Source organism: Shinella sp., assembly GCF_035998705.1.
GTDB lineage: Bacteria > Pseudomonadota > Alphaproteobacteria > Rhizobiales > Rhizobiaceae > Shinella.
Map to the genome: position 1 here is coordinate 1 of NZ_DASYHH010000028.1, position 14924 is coordinate 14924.

A 14924-nucleotide genomic window follows, 5' to 3' on the forward strand; every position below is an offset into this window, starting at 1 on the left:
GGTCAACTGTTCGGGTGAAAACGCGACAAGGGGCAGCGGACCGTGCTCGGACACGGTCTTCTGAAGACCTGGGATGACAATGGTACGCTGCCCACCGCTCCATCATAACAAATCAGGCGGCACGCACAGATAAGGATGACGATGGTGGGTGGGGCACGGGCACCCGTGCTCAAGTTTTCGATTGTGGCAAAACCGTGGAACGTCTAAAGCTGCCCGATCAAAAATTTCAAGAAAAGCCCGCCCGAGCCCAATATGCAGATCATCGAGACCACCGCAGCCCTTCGCGACGCCTGTGAGACGCTTGCCCGTTCCGAGTATCTGACGATCGACACGGAGTTCCTGCGGGAGACGACCTTCTGGCCGGAACTCTGCCTGGTGCAGCTGGCCGGGCCGGAGTTGGAGGTCATCGTCGATCCGCTCGCCAAGGGCCTCGACCTCGCGCCGTTCTTCGAGCTGATGGCGAATACAGCGGTGCTGAAGGTCTTTCACGCCGCGCGGCAGGATATCGAAATCATCTTCAACCGCGGCAATCTCATTCCGCACCCGATCTTCGACACGCAGGTTGCCGCCATGGTCTGCGGCTTCGGCGACAGCGTCTCCTACGACCAGCTCGTGCAGAAGATCAAGGGCGTGCATATCGACAAGTCCTCGCGCTTCACCGACTGGAGCCGCCGGCCGCTGACCGAAAAGCAGCTCGAATATGCGCTGGCCGACGTGACGCACCTGCGCGACGTCTATCTCGCGCTGAAGGGGAAGCTGGAGGAGGCCGGCCGCTCGCTGTGGCTGACCGAGGAAATGGCGGTTCTCGAATCGCGCGAGACCTACGACCTGCATCCGGACGACGCCTGGCGGCGGCTCAAGATGCGCGTCAAGAAGCCGATCGAGCTTGCCGTGCTGCAAAAGGTCGCCGCCTGGCGCGAACGGGAAGCGCGCAATCGCAACGTGCCGCGCTCGCGCATCCTGAAGGACGACACGATCTACGAAATCGCCCAGCAGCAGCCGGTCGACGCCGAGGCGCTCGCGCGGCTGCGCACCATCCCCAAGGGCTGGGAGCGCTCGCAATCGGGTGCCGCTTTGCTGGAGGCGATCGGCGAGGCGCTTGCCATCCCGAAGACCGACCTGCCGCGCCTGCCCCGCCAGAGCCATGTGCCGGAGGGGGCTGCCGCCGCCAGCGAAATGCTGAAGGTGCTGCTGAAGATCGTCTCCGAGCGCGAAGGCGTGGCGGCGAAAATCATCGCCAACACCGACGACCTCGAAAAGATCGCCGTCGATGGCGAGGCGGCCGAAGTCGCGGCTCTGCACGGGTGGCGCCGCGAGCTTTTCGGCCACACCGCCCTCAACCTCATCGGCGGCAAGGTGGCGCTGCGCTTCGTCGACAAGAAGATCGAGGCGGTGGAGCTCTAAGCTTTACGCGTGCAGTTTTGCGCCCTTGGTGATGCGGTCGACGGTCTTCTTGTCGGCGTGTAGCGCGATGCCGACGACCTTGGCATTGTCCGGGCCGAATTCGGCAAAGACGGCGCGGTTGGCGGCGTCGTGGCCGGTCGAAAACATTTCTTCGATATAGACGGAGGCAGCAACTTCACGCTCCAGCGCGCGGGCATGGATCTTCGACAGCGTCGCGCCGTCGGTGGACAGCACGATGATCGGCTGGATGCTCAAGGCATTGTAGACATTGCCGGTGGCATCGCGGTAGGATTCGCCGATCAGCTCCGGTTTCTGGCCGATGATGCCGCTCGACAGGAACGCGGTGACGTTCAGCTTCTGCCAGACCTCCAGATCCTCGCGCAGGACCACGGCGAACTTGGTATCGAACATGCAGGTATACTCCCGGGAAAAGGCTGCGGATCATTCCGCGGCCAATGCGATAGCAGGCGCGGTCGCGGCACCGCTTGAACGTTCGTGCGCCGGGCAGGACCGCATCGTCGTGGCGCCGGAGCTGGCCGGCATCGAGCGCATCGAGGCGCGGTTCCGCGGCAAGGGGTTCGAGCCGCACCGGCACGATACCTATGCGCTCGGCGTCACCATGGCCGGCATCCAGACCTTCCGTTACCGCGGCGAGGCGCGCTTCAGCCCGCCCGGCAACGTCATCGTGCTGCATCCCGACGAGGTGCATGACGGCGGTGCGGCCACCGACGACGGGCTGACCTACCGCATGATGTATATCCCGCCGGAACGCTTCCTGCCGGCGACGGCGGCGCGCGGGCGCACGCTGCCCTTCGTCGCCTCGCCGGTGGTCGACGATCCGCGGCTGGCCGGCCTGCTGCTCGAAGCGATCGGTAGCCTGGACGAGACGATCGAGCCGCTGAAATTCGACGAGCTGGTGGGCGAGATCGCCGCTGCCCTGCTCGACCATGCCGGCGCGCCGCAGGCCCGGGCGGGACGGCTGGCGCGGCCGGAAGTGCTGCGCGCCTGCGATTTCCTGCGCGAAAACCTCTGCCGACAGGTAAGTGCGGGCGACCTCGAAGCGGTCACGGGCCTCGATCGTTTTGCGCTGGCGCGACAGTTCCGCCAGCTGCTCGGCACCAGCCCGCACCGCTATCTCGTCATGCGCCGGCTGGAGCGGGCGAAAGGGCTGATTTCCGCCGGCGAAAGCATTGCGGAGGCGGCCTTTGCCAGCGGCTTTGCCGACCAGGCGCATCTCAACCGCCACTTCAAGAAGGCGCTCGGCATGACGCCCGGCCGCTTTGCCGTCCTTTCGGCCGCCTGAGCCGGAGCGTCACGAAAGCGACAAGCAACTGTCAAGCGACCGTCATCTCCGCCGCCTATCAACTGGCATCGTTTTGCCAATTGAGGGACCGATCATGACCAGACACCTTTTCACCACCGCAGCGCTCGCGCTGCTGATGACGACCGGCGCGATGGCGCAGGAGACGGAATTTCCGGCGACGCTGAAGGCGCATGCGATCCTTCCGGCCAACACGATCATCGCCGCCCCGGCGGACGCTGCCGATTACCTCAAGACCTCCGGCAAGTTCTCCACCGCCGACCGCAAGCGCGTCGAGGCGCTCGGCACCGTGATGGGCAAGGACGGCGTGCGCGAGACCGGCCTTGCGCTGCCCTTCGACGGCCAGCCGATGCAGGGCTTTTCGGGCATCAAGTCGATGGAGGACGGCACATTCTGGTCGCTCTCCGACAACGGCTTCGGCAACAAGCTGAACTCGACCGACGCCATGCTGATGATCCACAATGTGCGTTTCGACTGGGACAAGGGCACGCTGGAGCCGGTCAAGACCGTGTTCCTCTCCGACCCGGACAAGAAGGCGCCCTTCCCGATCGTGATGGAAGGCGCTGCCACCCGCTACCTCACCGGCGGTGACTTCGACGTCGAATCCATCCAGCCGGTTGCCGACGGCTTCTGGATCGGCGAGGAATTCGGCCCCTATATCCTGAAATTCGATCTCGACGGCAAGCTGACGGACGTCATCGCGACGGAAGTCGACGGCAAGCCCGTGACCTCGCCGGACAACCCGACGCTCGCCGTCCAGGCCGATCCCTCGAAGAAGATGCCGGCCTTCAACGTCAAGCGGTCCGGCGGTTATGAGGGCCTCGCGCTCTCGAAGGACGGCTCGAAGCTCTACGGCCTGCTGGAAGGCCCGCTCTGGGTGGACAGTGAATCCGTCGAGCAGGCGGATGGCCGCCCGGCGCTGCGCATCATCGAGCTCGACGTCGCCTCCAAGGCCTGGACCGGCCGCAGCTGGCTCTATCCGCTGGCCGAAGGCGGCGAGGCGATCGGCGACTTCAACATGCTGGACGGCACGACCGCGCTGGTGATCGAGCGCGACAATGGCGTCGGCACCGCGGACAAGGCCTGCGCCGACCCCAAGGACCCGAAGCCGGACTGCTTCGCCGTCGCTTCCAAGGTCAAGCGTATCTACAAGATCGCCATGACCGACGAGAATGTCGGCAAGGCCGTGCGCAAGATCGGCTACATCGATCTCCTGGAGATCGCCGACCCGGACAACAGGAAGCGTCAGGGCGGCGGCGACGGTTTTTACGACATGCCGTTCGTGACGATCGAGAATGTCGACCGCGTCGACGAGACCCACATCATCGTCGGCAACGACAACAACCTCCCCTTCTCCGCCGGCCGCGCGCTGGACAAGGCCGATGACAACGAGTTCGTGCTGATCGAAGCGGGCGACCTGCTGAAGGCCGAGTGATCAAACGTAAAAGGGGCGGCCTGAGCCGCCCTCTCTGACTGCTGGAATAGGCGACAAACCTCTCCTCCGTCATGGTCGGGCCTGACCCGACATTCATGCTCCGGGCGCCGGTGGATCCTCGGCTCAAGGCCGAGGATGACGTCGGGGGTGGGGTTAGGTTTTCAAAAAGCCGAGGGGCGGCCTCGTGCCGCCCCTTTGTCTGTCCGGTAATTCAGAGGATGAAGTCGCTCGCCTTGAACGTGATGCTCGCGTCGACGAGGATCGAGAAATCGGCTTTGCCGTCACCGTTCACGTCGCCGTGGATGAGCGTGTCGCCGCCCTTCTTTTCGTAGCGCAGTTCGCCGGCCTTGTTGTGGAAGGCCTCCGTGCCGATGAACTTGAAGGCCTGGTCCCCGCCGGCCTTCGTGCTGGCGTCGATGGCCGCGAGGTCGATCTTGTCCTTCTGCGACCGGCTGAAATCGAGGATCGCGTCGCGGCCGCTCGCCGCGACCGTTGAATCCTTGATCGACTTGAAGATGAACGTATCCGCGCCGCTGCCGCCGGTGAGCCGGTCGCCGCCGGCCCCGCCGTAGAGTTTGTCGTTGCCGGCGTCGCCCTTGAGAATGTCCCTGCCGCCGCCGCCGGACAGTTCGTCATTGCCCTTGCCGCCCATCAGGACATCGGCATATTTCGTGCCGGAAATCTTGTCGTTGCCGGCGAGGAAATAGGCGAGCGCGCCCTTCGAATCCCCGGCGACATAGAGATCGAAGATCTTTTCGGCCGAGAGTTTCAGCCCGCTCGCCGCAAGCAGCTTGACGCCGTTGATCGCGATCTCGATCTTCGTGACGGTGCCCGCCGTGACGTCCCGCAAGGCGCCGCCCGGCGCCTCGTATCGAATGCCGCTGCCGGAGAAACTCGTATAGTTGCCGTCGTCGTTGTAGAGCCGGACGGAGGATCTGTCGGCGCGCCAGAATGAATAGTCGCCGAGTGCGGCAATATCGATTGCCGAGAGGTCCACACCGCCGCCGCCAATCGGTTGCGTCTTGAAAGTTGCCATGTCGAACTATCTCCCCTAATGCACGGAGACACTACCTGAGATTGCGCGAGAAATACATCCCCGTAGCGGCAACGATCAGCGTGGATCGACCAGTTGCAGGATGAGCTGGTGCACATTGCCGCCGTCGTTGAGCTCGACCTGGTCGAAATCGCGGCTGCGGGCGCGCTGGGCGTTCGAGAGTTCGCCGAGCTTCGCCTGGAGTTGGGGACGGATCTTCTTGCAGTTCGGGTCGTTTTCGACCGTCATGCCGACGCTCGCCGCCTCGATCTGCTTGACCATCTCCTTGATGAAATCGCCGTGCACCTTTTCATGCGCGGTGACGCCGGTGATGAAGGTGTCCCAGCGGCTCTTCAGCGGCTCGGCGGGCTTCGATGTCAGCTTGGGCAGCGTGTAGGTGATGACGAGCTTCGGCTTGTTGACGGTGATGACGCAGGCATCGCCCTGGCGCTCGTATTTGCGCGTCCAGGTGAGCTTGAAGCCGGTATGGGCGATGACGCGGGCGACGCCGAGTTTCGGGCCCCGCGCGCCGATCGACTGGTAGATTTCAAGGCCGGTCGATCCCTGCACGGTGTAGGGCTCGACGCGCTCCACCGCCTGCCAGTCCTGGGCGGCGGCACTTCCGGCAAACAGCAGGCCGGCGAGGAGGAATGCGGTTCTCATCGCAACCTCACAGGAACCGGAAGGCGAGTTTTTTGCCGGTCAGGCGGGCGAGCTGCTGGAGGCGGCCGTCGAGGCGTTCGCCGGCAAGCTCGGCATAGTCCTGCGGCACGGCCAGTTCGAGATCGGTGTCCGGAAGCGTCGATTTGCGGAAGGCGAGATGCGGCACGACGCCGGGCATGGAGGCCGAGAACGGATAGACGACACGCAGCAGGGCGCCGACGAGTTTTGCGAGTTCCCGCAGGCGCGGGGTCGCGATGCTGGCAAGCGAGCTGCTCACCGCATCGTCGTTAAGGCCTTCGAAACGGTAGTAATTGGTGAGCGCGATAAAGGCGCGGCCGGGATGGGTGATGCCGATGAAGGTGCCGTGGGCGATCAGGTTCAGCGCCTGGAGGCCGCGGTAATCGGGATGCGCACGCCAGCTGATATCGGCGAGCAGGCAGGCGGCCTCGCGGTAGCGGCGCTCTTCCTCGGTCTCGGTGATGCCGAAGAGCGGCATCATGCGGCCGGTCCATTCGGCAAGCTCGCGGGCATGCTCGGGCGAGCGGGCGCGCAGGATGGCGAGTTCGCTCGCCGCGGAGATGAGCGGGTCGCGCGCCTTTTCCCGGTCGGCCAGAAGCGAATAGAGATAGCCCTCGCGCACGCCCTGGGCGGAGAAGAATATCCGCGACGGCTTCATGATGGCGATCGTTTCCTGCATGGCGACGGCGCCGAAGGGCAGCAGGTTGCGGCGGCCCTTGGAGATGGCGGCATAGGCCGGATCCTTCTGGTCCTTCGCCGTCACGATGTCGGTGAGGAAATCCATCGCGTCGGTGAAACCCAGCTCATAGCCCTGGATCATGTGCAGCGGATAGTTCTGCATTTCCATATGCAGGGCGCCGATGGAGCGCCAGGTGCCGCCGACGGCGTAGAAGGCGCGGCCGGTGCCGTTCTTCAGGAGGTTGGCGGTGCGCAGGTATTTGCGGGCGACGATGCGGGCCTGGGCGGGCGAACCGCCGGAGGCTTCCGACAGGCGGATGCCGCCGAGCGGCAGCGTGATGCCCTTGCCGATCGTGCCGCCGACGATGTCGACCAGTTCCAGCGAGCCGCCACCGAGATCGCCGACGATGCCGTCGGGATCATGGAAGCCGCTGACGATGCCGAGCGCCGAGAAAAAGGCTTCCTCCTCGCCGGTCAGAACGCGGACCTTCTGGCCGAGGATCATTTCCGCCTGGTGGATGAAATCGGGGCCGTTTTCCGCCTCGCGCGCGGCCGCCGTCGCCAGCGCGAACATGGTGGAGGCGCGGGCCTGTTTCGACAGGGCCTTGAAACGGTGGAGGGCAGCAAGCGCCCGCTCGACGCTCGCCTGGTCCATGCGGCCGGTCCTGGCAAGACCCTTGCCGAGGCCGCACATGACCTTCTCGTTGAACAGCATGGCGGGCGAACGGCTCATGCCCTCGTAGATGACGAGGCGAATCGAATTGGAACCGATATCCACGACTGACACCGGGGCTATTCCAGGCAACCGCCCCTGCGCTTCAGATTCGACCATGCATATCCGTTTTATTTCTTCCGGCGGCCTTGCCAGCCCGCGATCGCCTTCGGTGCCGAGGACTTCAGGGCTTCACCCCGGCCGGAGAGGCTGGGATTGGTCATGAAGTAGTGCTGAGCGTTGAACGGCTCGGCTCCGGGCTGCACTTCCATGCGCCGGGACGTTCCGTCCGGAAGAATCTCGTAGCTCTGCTGGTTATCGATAAGATTGCCCAACATGATCTGCGAGAGAACCTGCTCATGCACCGTCCGGTTGATCAGAGGCACAAGTGTCTCGACCCGCCGGTCCAGGTTTCGCGGCATCATGTCCGCGGAGCCTATATAGACCAGCGCTTTATCGGAGGGAAGCCCGTGGCCATTTCCGAAGCAGAAGATGCGGGAGTGTTCGAGGAAGCGGCCGACGATGGATTTGACGTGGATATTGTCGGACAGGCCCGGGACCTGGGGGCGCAGGCAGCAGATGCCGCGCACCACGAGATCGACTTCCACGCCGGCCTGGCTGGCGCGATAGAGCGCGTCGATGATGTCGGGATCGACCAGCGAATTCATCTTCATCCAGATCGCCGCCGGCGCGCCGTTCCGGGCGTGCGCGATCTCTTCCTCGATGTGGCGGATGATTCGCGGACGCATCGTATAGGGCGAGAAAGCGAGCTTCATGCCGGCTTCCGGTTCGCCGTAGCCGGTGATGAAGTTGAAGATGTTCGCCATGTCGCTGGCGATCGTCGGGTTGCAGGTGAAGAAGGACAGGTCCGTGTAGATCTTCGCGGTGATCGGGTGGTAGTTGCCGGTGCCGAGGTGGCAATAGGTGCGAAGCCTGCTCTCCTCGCGGCGTACCACCATCGACATCTTGGCGTGGGTCTTCAGTTCGATGAAGCCGAAGACGACCTGCACGCCGGCGCGTTCCAGGTCGCGCGCCCAGCGGATGTTGGCCTCCTCGTCGAAGCGGGCTTTCAGTTCGACCAGCGCTGTCACCGACTTGCCGGCCTCGGCCGCGTCGATCAGCGCGCGCACGATCGGGCTGTCGTTCGAGGTGCGGTAAAGGGTCTGCTTTATCGCCAGAACGTCAGGATCGCGCGCAGCCTGGAGAAGGAACTGGACCACCACGTCGAAGCTTTCGTAGGGGTGGTGGACGACCATGTCCTTTTCGCGGATGGCGGCGAAACAGTCTCCGGCATGCTCTCGGACGCGTTCGGGAAATCGGGCATTATAGGGCTCGAACCTCAGATCGTCGCGCGGCGCCCTGGCGATTTCCGACAGCGTGTTGAGGGCGAGCAGGCCCGGCAGGATGGCGACGCGGTTGTCCGGCACGCCGAGTTCGCCGACCACGAAGCGGCGCAGCGATTCCGGCATTTCCGAATCGGTCTCGATGCGGATCACCGAGCCGCGGCGGCGGCGCTTCAGCGCGGTCTCGAAGAAGCGCACGAGGTCTTCGGCCTCTTCCTCCACTTCGATATCGCTGTCTCGAATGATGCGGAACGTGCCCGAGCCGCGCACGATGTAACCGGGGAAGAGCTTTCCGATGAAGAGGCCGACGGCATCTTCCAGCGTGATGTAGCGGATCGCGCCCTTGGAATCCGGCAGGCGGACGAAGCGGTCGAGCGCCACCGGCAGGCGCAAGAGCGCCGTCATCGGCTCCTTGCCCGTCGTGCTGTCGAGCTGGAGGCCGATCGAGAAGCCGAGGTTCGGGATGAAGGGGAACGGATGCGCCGGGTCGATCGACAGCGGCGTCAGCACCGGGAAGATCGACTGGGTGAATTCCTGCTGCAGCCAGACCTTGTCGTCGCTGGAAAGCGCCGTCGGGCGGACGATGAGGATGTCTTCCTTGGCGAGGTACTGCTGGAGCACGGCAAGCGAGGCCTGCTGCTCCATCTGGAGATTGTCGATCTCCTTCAGGATGTCGTCGAGCTGCTCGGCCGAGGTCTTGCCATCGGGACTGCGCACGCCAACACCCTGGCGCACCTGGCCTTCGAGGCCGGCGACGCGCACCATGAAGAATTCGTCGAGGTTCGCCGCCGAGATCGACAGGAAGCGCACGCGCTCGAGCAGCGGATGGGCGGTGTTCAGGGTCTCCTCGAGAACGCGGCGGTTGAACTGGAGCCAGGAGAATTCGCGGTTGATGAAGCGCTCGGGGCTCGCCATCAGGGCGGAGACATCGACCGTGGCGCCGTCCGGCAGCGCCGCGTGCTCGACAGGTTTTTCCTGGGAGAGGTCCATGTTTGCCGTATCCATTGGAATGTCCCGCCCCCTTTGCCGTCAGATCGGCCGCAAGTTCTGCGCCGCCTCGAACGAAAGAACAATTTTCACTTTAACGCGAAGCGCTTAGCGCAGTTTGACGACAGAACTGTGACAGTCAATCCTCGGGCCAGAAACTAGGAAGAAGTTTCCTCCCCGCCCACCATCTCGCCCAGAACCTCCTGCGCCAGCGCGCGCGCGATGCGGCTGCCGCGGGCGAGCGCCAGGCGGTCGAGGCGCTCCACAAGCGTCTGTGCCGCCTCCAGCGAACGCTCCATGCGCGCCACGATATAGGCCACCAGTTTCTCGTCGACGAAGAGCTGACGATCGGCGAACAGCTTAACGATGACCTGTGACAGCAATTCGTCATCCGGCTCGCCGATCTCCACCACCGTCGCAGCCTTGAGGCGCGAGCGCAGGTCCGGCAGCTCGACTTGCCAGGACATCGGCCAGAGCCGGCTGGTGATGAGCAGCGTGTGGCCGTGCTGGCGCACATTGTTGATGATGTGGAACAGCGTGCGCTCGTCGAAGCCGGCGCGGTCGGCATCCTCGATGAGCACGGCGCCATGCTCGGCCGCCGCCTCGGCGCCCGTGCCGGCCTTCGCCTCGACGGTGACGGCGCCGGCCTTCTCGCGCCAGATGGCGGCGAGGTGCGATTTTCCCGAGCCGACCGGCCCGGCGATGATGACCACGGGTGCCGGCCACTGCGGCCAGGCGTCGATCATCGCCACGGCGGCGTTGACGGGCTCGGCGACCAGCAGGTCGTCGCGGCCCGTCGCGGGGTCGTGCCGGAAGGCCAGCGGCAACTGTTCGGCGGTCTTGCGCGATGTCATGGTGTTACTCGGGTACTAACTCTTTGTTCTGACGCGCTTTCGGGAGGGAGGCGCGTCATCTTCCGGCATGCTCTCTTCAAGCAGGACAGGCTTGCTGCTGCCATAATACAGATCGCTGTCAAGGTACCGGCTGATGCCGAAGCGGGCAAGGACGCCGACGACGGCGGCGGCCGGCACCGCGATCATCAGGCCGACGAAGCCGAAGATCGCGCCGAAGGCGACCAGCGCGAACATCAGCCAGACGGGATGCAGCCCGACGCGCGAGCCGACGAGTTTCGGCTGCAGGATATTGCCCTCGATGAACTGGCCGATGAAGAAGATGCCGGCAACGAGGATGACCATCCAGTAATCCGGCCAGAACTGCACGAGTGCCACGCCGATGGAGAGCGTTAGGCCGACCAGCGAGCCGACATAGGGAATGAAGCTGATGATGCCGGCGAAGAGGCCGATCAGCAGGCCGAAATTGAGCCCCGCGACGGACAGCCCGATGCCGTAGAACAGGCCGAGGATGATGCAGATCGAGCCCTGCCCGCGCACGAAGCCGGCGACCGAAGCGTCCATTTCCGAGGCGAGCTGGCGGACGTTGGCGACATGGTCGCGCGGCACCCAGCTGTCCACCTTGGCGATCATGCGGTCCCAGTCGAGCAGCAGGTAGAAGGCGACGACCGGCGTGATGACGAAGAGCGAGGCGATGTTGACGAGCGCCATGCCCGAATTCCACACCTGCTTCATGACGGTGCCGAGCAGGCCAGCGCCTTCCGCGAGGATGGCGGAGAAATTCGCCTTGATCGTGTCCATCTGGCTGCTGATCCACGAGGGCAGCAGATCCGGGTTGAAGCCGGCGATCTGGGCTTGCAGGCTGGTGATGTAGCCGGGCAGCTTCTCGAAGAAATCCGCGGCCTGGGTCGCGAGCAGCGGAATGATGATCATCAGCGACAGCGCCAGCAGGATGACGAAGGCGACGAGGATCACCACCGTCGCCATCATGCGGCTGAGGCCCCAGCGCTCCAGCCGGTCGGCCACCGGATCGAGGAAATAGGCGAGCGCCATGCCGGCGATGAAGGGCAGCAGGATATCGCTGAACACCATGAGGAAGAGCACGAAGAAGCCGAGCGCGATGAGCCAGAAGACCACCTGCCGCTTCAATCCCGCGCCGCTGATATGGGCTGCCATGACGCTCATTCCCTTTATTCCTTCGGTGTAGAGGAGATAGGATGCATGGCGGAGACAGGTCAAGGCTCGGCGGGCGGATGCGCCGGCATCACGGGTAAATCGGTGAAAAAATCCCGGTTTTCCCGGCATTACGCTTGCACTTGCCGCCCCGTCATGCCAATCGGGCGCGAACAGCGAAAAGCCGGAGACGAGACGATGAGCCAGTCGGAAAAGAACGGTCTGACCTACAGCGATGCGGGCGTCGACATCGACGCGGGCAACCTGATGGTGGAAAAGATCAAGCCGGCCGTGCGTTCGACGCGCCGTCCGGGCGCGGATGGCGAGATCGGCGGCTTCGGCGGTCTGTTCGACCTGAAGGCCGCCGGCTTCACCGATCCGGTGCTGGTCGCCGCAAACGACGGCGTCGGCACCAAGCTGAAGATCGCCATCGACGCCGATCGCCATGACACCGTCGGCATCGACCTCGTCGCCATGTGCGTCAACGACCTCGTGGTGCAGGGTGCCGAGCCGCTCTTCTTCCTCGACTACTTTGCCACCGGCAAGCTAGACCCCGACCAGGGTGCCGCCATCGTCGAAGGCATTGCCGAAGGCTGCCGCCAGGCCGGCTGCGCGCTGATCGGCGGCGAGACCGCCGAAATGCCCGGCATGTATTCGCACGGCGACTACGACCTCGCGGGCTTCGCCGTCGGTGCCGCCGAGCGCGGAAAACTGCTGCCGGCCGGCGACATCGCGGAAGGCGATATCATCCTCGGCCTCGCCTCCTCCGGCGTGCATTCCAACGGCTATTCGCTGGTGCGCAAGATCGTCTCGCTCTCCGGCCTCGCCTGGGATGCGCCCGCACCGTTCGATGCCGCAAAGAGCCTCGGCGAGGCGCTGCTGGCGCCGACGAAGATCTACGTGAAGCCGCTGCTCAAGGCGATCCGCGAGACGGGTTCGATCAAGGCGCTGGCGCATATTACCGGCGGCGGTTTTCCGGAAAACATTCCGCGCGTGCTGCCGAAGCATCTTGCCGCCGAAATCGACCTCGACGCCGTCAAAGCGCCCGCCGTGTTCTCCTGGCTCGCCCGCACCGGCGGCGTGGAGGCGAAGGAAATGCTGCGCACCTTCAACTGCGGCGTCGGCATGATCGCCGTCGTGCCGGCTGAGAAGGCCGACGCGGTTGCAGCCGTGCTGTCGCGTGAAGGCGAGACCGCCTTCCGCCTCGGCCGCATGGTCGCCCGCGAAGAGGGTGCCGCCGGCACGATCTACAAGGGCACGCTCGCCCTATGAGCGGACGGACACGCAAGCGCGTCGTCGCCTTCATCTCCGGCGGCGGCTCCAACATGCTGGCACTGGCGAAGGCCGCGGAAAGCCCGGATTTCCCGGCGGAGATCGTCGCGGTCTTTTCCGACAAGGCGGAGGCCGGCGGGCTTGCGAAAGCCGAAGCGCTCGGCATCCCGGCCCGCGCCTTCCTGCGCAAGGATTTCGCCAGCAAGGAAGCCCACGAGGCGGCCATCCTGGAGGCGCTCGACGCGCTGTCGCCCGACCTCATCTGCCTCGCCGGCTACATGCGCCTGCTGTCGGGCACCTTCATCAACCGCTATGAAGGCAGAATCCTCAACATCCACCCCTCCCTGCTGCCGCTCTTCCCCGGCCTCCACACGCACCAGCGCGCCATCGACGCCGGCATGCGCATCGCCGGCTGCACGGTGCATTTCGTGACCGAGGGCATGGATGAGGGCCCCGTGGTGGTGCAGGCCGCCGTGCCGGTGCTGCCGGGCGATACGTCCGATACGCTGGCGTCGCGCGTGCTGACGGTCGAGCATCGCAGCTATCCGCTGGCCTTGCGGCTCGTGGCTGAGGGCAAGGTGCGCATGGAGGGCGGCAAGACCGTCTCCCGCGGAGACTTGCCGCAGATCGACGGCGCGCACCTGATCTCGCCGGCGGCAAGCTAGAGCCGCATACCCCCCTCTGCCCTGCCGGGCATCTCCCCCTCAAGGGGGGAGATCAGCTGGGAGCATGGACATCTCTTCATGTGCGACGATAGCGATAGGCGGGACGTAGCCGCGATTCAATCTCCCCCCTTGAGGGGGAGATGCCCGGCAGGGCAGAGGGGGGGGCCACGCGTCAAATGACCAGAATCGGCGCCTTGCCCTTCACGCGGTCGTAGAGGTCCATGACATCCTGGTTGAGCATGCGCACGCAACCCGATGACACGGCTTTGCCGATCGATTTCCATTCCGGCGAGCCGTGCAGGCGGTAGAGCGTGTCCTGCCCGTTCTGGAAGATATAGAGCGCGCGCGCGCCGAGCGGGTTGTTGAGGCCGCCGGGCATGCCGCCGTTGGCGCCGGAATATTTCACCAGTTCCGGCTGGCGCGCGACCATCTCATCCGGCGGCGTCCATTTCGGCCAGGCCTGCTTCCACTGGATGACGCCGCGGCCCGACCAGGCAAAACCCTGCCGGCCGATGCCGACGCCGTAGCGCATGGCGCTGCCGTTCGACTGGATGAGATAGAGGAAGCGGTTGCCCGTATCGACGATGATCGTGCCCGGCTTTTCGGCAAACGGGCTCTCGACCTCCTGTCGGTAGAAGCGCGGGTCGATCTGCTGGTAGGGCACGGCCGGCACCTGGTAGCCGCCATCCGAAACCGAAGCGTAGATCGAGGCGTAGCGGGAGGATTCGGGCAGCAGGCCCGAGGGCGGCGTCTGGCCGTAAATGCTGATGGGACCCCTGCCGTCGATATATTCCGGACGGCCTTCCAGCGCGGGATTGCGGAAATAGGGCCGCGTCTCCTCGCGGAAACGGTCCGTATTCATGGACGACGTGCAGCTGGCGAGACCCGTCGCCATGGCAAGGCCGGAGAACTGCAGGAAGCGGCGGCGGGAAAGCGCGGTGTCGGTCATGGGGGCGTCGATATCCGTTTTGCGGAAGCCTAGCGTATGTCTCGTTCAGACCGGACATACGCTAGTTTCTTTGTTTTCGTTTGTCTTTTCGGGAAAACCGGTTCCCACTTTTCCCTGACAAACTAGAATGGAGCGAGAGGCTGAATCACTAACTAACGAAATACCAATTAGGTCCACAACCCTGCCCCAATTGTGGCAATTGCGGCTGACCTCAGGCTTACGCGCGTTGTTTTCTTGCCGACTGTGGCTTGTCGCCACCCGGCGATTCATTCCAGGCTTTACTCCTTACCTGAAACAAGAGATTCCGCCGCCGCGCTTAAAGCATTGATCAGGTTGACTTCGTGCGTTTGTGAACGCTGTGTCAATCGGCGGCGGAATTGCCGTTTTCGTGCGCGGGCGATAGGTCGGATCAACTTGAAC

At 64.4% G+C, this 14924-nt stretch carries 13 protein-coding genes; 5 read left to right on the forward strand and 8 right to left on the reverse strand.

The window, feature by feature from the left end; genetic code table 11:
- The first annotated feature begins 258 nt into the window (after positions 1-258).
- Positions 259-1404, forward strand: coding sequence for a ribonuclease D (rnd, locus tag VGN93_RS26870; protein WP_327510070.1), 1146 nt, complete (start codon positions 259-261; stop codon positions 1402-1404).
- Between the two features lie 3 nt (positions 1405-1407).
- Here the strand turns inward: rnd and VGN93_RS26875 are convergent, their stop codons facing one another.
- Positions 1408-1815, reverse strand: coding sequence for a DUF2000 family protein (locus VGN93_RS26875; RefSeq protein ID WP_327510044.1), 408 nt, complete (start codon positions 1813-1815; stop codon positions 1408-1410).
- Between VGN93_RS26875 and VGN93_RS26880 the strand changes: the two genes are divergently transcribed.
- Both VGN93_RS26880 and VGN93_RS26885 read left to right on the forward strand, forming a co-directional pair.
- On the forward strand, positions 1814-2707 hold the full coding sequence (locus tag VGN93_RS26880; protein WP_327510045.1) for an AraC family transcriptional regulator: 894 nt from the start codon (positions 1814-1816) through the stop codon (positions 2705-2707). The two genes, VGN93_RS26875 and VGN93_RS26880, sit on opposite strands and share 2 nt — an antisense overlap.
- A gap of 94 nt (positions 2708-2801) precedes the next feature.
- On the forward strand, positions 2802-4160 hold the full coding sequence (locus tag VGN93_RS26885; protein ID WP_327510046.1) for an esterase-like activity of phytase family protein: 1359 nt from the start codon (positions 2802-2804) through the stop codon (positions 4158-4160).
- 211 nt (positions 4161-4371) lie between these two features.
- Here the strand turns inward: VGN93_RS26885 and VGN93_RS26890 are convergent, their stop codons facing one another.
- From VGN93_RS26890 to VGN93_RS26915, 6 genes are all read right to left on the reverse strand, one after another.
- Positions 4372-5196: a calcium-binding protein gene (locus VGN93_RS26890; RefSeq protein WP_327510047.1), complete on the reverse strand. Its 825-nt coding sequence runs from the start codon at positions 5194-5196 to the stop codon at positions 4372-4374.
- 75 nt (positions 5197-5271) lie between these two features.
- Entirely contained in the window at positions 5272-5856 is a 585-nt protein-coding gene (locus VGN93_RS26895) for a DUF922 domain-containing Zn-dependent protease (protein WP_327510048.1), read from the reverse strand.
- Positions 5857-5863: 7 nt separating this feature from the next.
- Positions 5864-7384 (reverse strand): Ppx/GppA phosphatase family protein, encoded by a 1521-nt coding sequence (locus VGN93_RS26900; RefSeq protein WP_327510049.1) that lies wholly within the window; start codon positions 7382-7384, stop codon positions 5864-5866.
- Positions 7385-7395: 11 nt separating this feature from the next.
- Positions 7396-9558, reverse strand: a complete 2163-nt coding sequence (locus tag VGN93_RS26905) for an RNA degradosome polyphosphate kinase (protein WP_414714187.1) — start codon at positions 9556-9558, stop codon at positions 7396-7398.
- A 194-nt stretch (positions 9559-9752) separates the two neighbouring features.
- Complete coding sequence (gene hdaA, locus VGN93_RS26910; protein ID WP_327510050.1) at positions 9753-10448, reverse strand: DnaA regulatory inactivator HdaA; 696 nt, start codon at positions 10446-10448, stop codon at positions 9753-9755.
- A gap of 15 nt (positions 10449-10463) precedes the next feature.
- On the reverse strand, positions 10464-11621 hold the full coding sequence (locus tag VGN93_RS26915) for an AI-2E family transporter (protein WP_327510071.1): 1158 nt from the start codon (positions 11619-11621) through the stop codon (positions 10464-10466).
- A 195-nt stretch (positions 11622-11816) separates the two neighbouring features.
- Here VGN93_RS26915 and purM point away from each other — a divergent pair, with 195 nt between their 5' ends.
- Together purM and purN are read left to right on the forward strand one after the other, a co-directional pair.
- Positions 11817-12890: a phosphoribosylformylglycinamidine cyclo-ligase gene (purM, locus tag VGN93_RS26920; RefSeq protein ID WP_327510051.1), complete on the forward strand. Its 1074-nt coding sequence runs from the start codon at positions 11817-11819 to the stop codon at positions 12888-12890.
- The gene (gene purN, locus VGN93_RS26925; RefSeq protein WP_327510052.1) at positions 12887-13555 is read left to right on the forward strand and encodes a phosphoribosylglycinamide formyltransferase; all 669 of its coding nucleotides are present in this window, start codon (positions 12887-12889) and stop codon (positions 13553-13555) included. Before purM ends, purN begins: the two co-directional genes overlap by 4 nt.
- Before the next feature lie 172 nt (positions 13556-13727).
- Here purN and VGN93_RS26930 read toward each other — a convergent pair whose 3' ends face one another.
- A complete protein-coding gene (locus VGN93_RS26930) occupies positions 13728-14504 on the reverse strand; it encodes a L,D-transpeptidase (RefSeq protein ID WP_327510053.1) in 777 nt (258 codons plus the stop codon).
- Between the last annotated feature and the right edge of the window lie 420 nt (positions 14505-14924).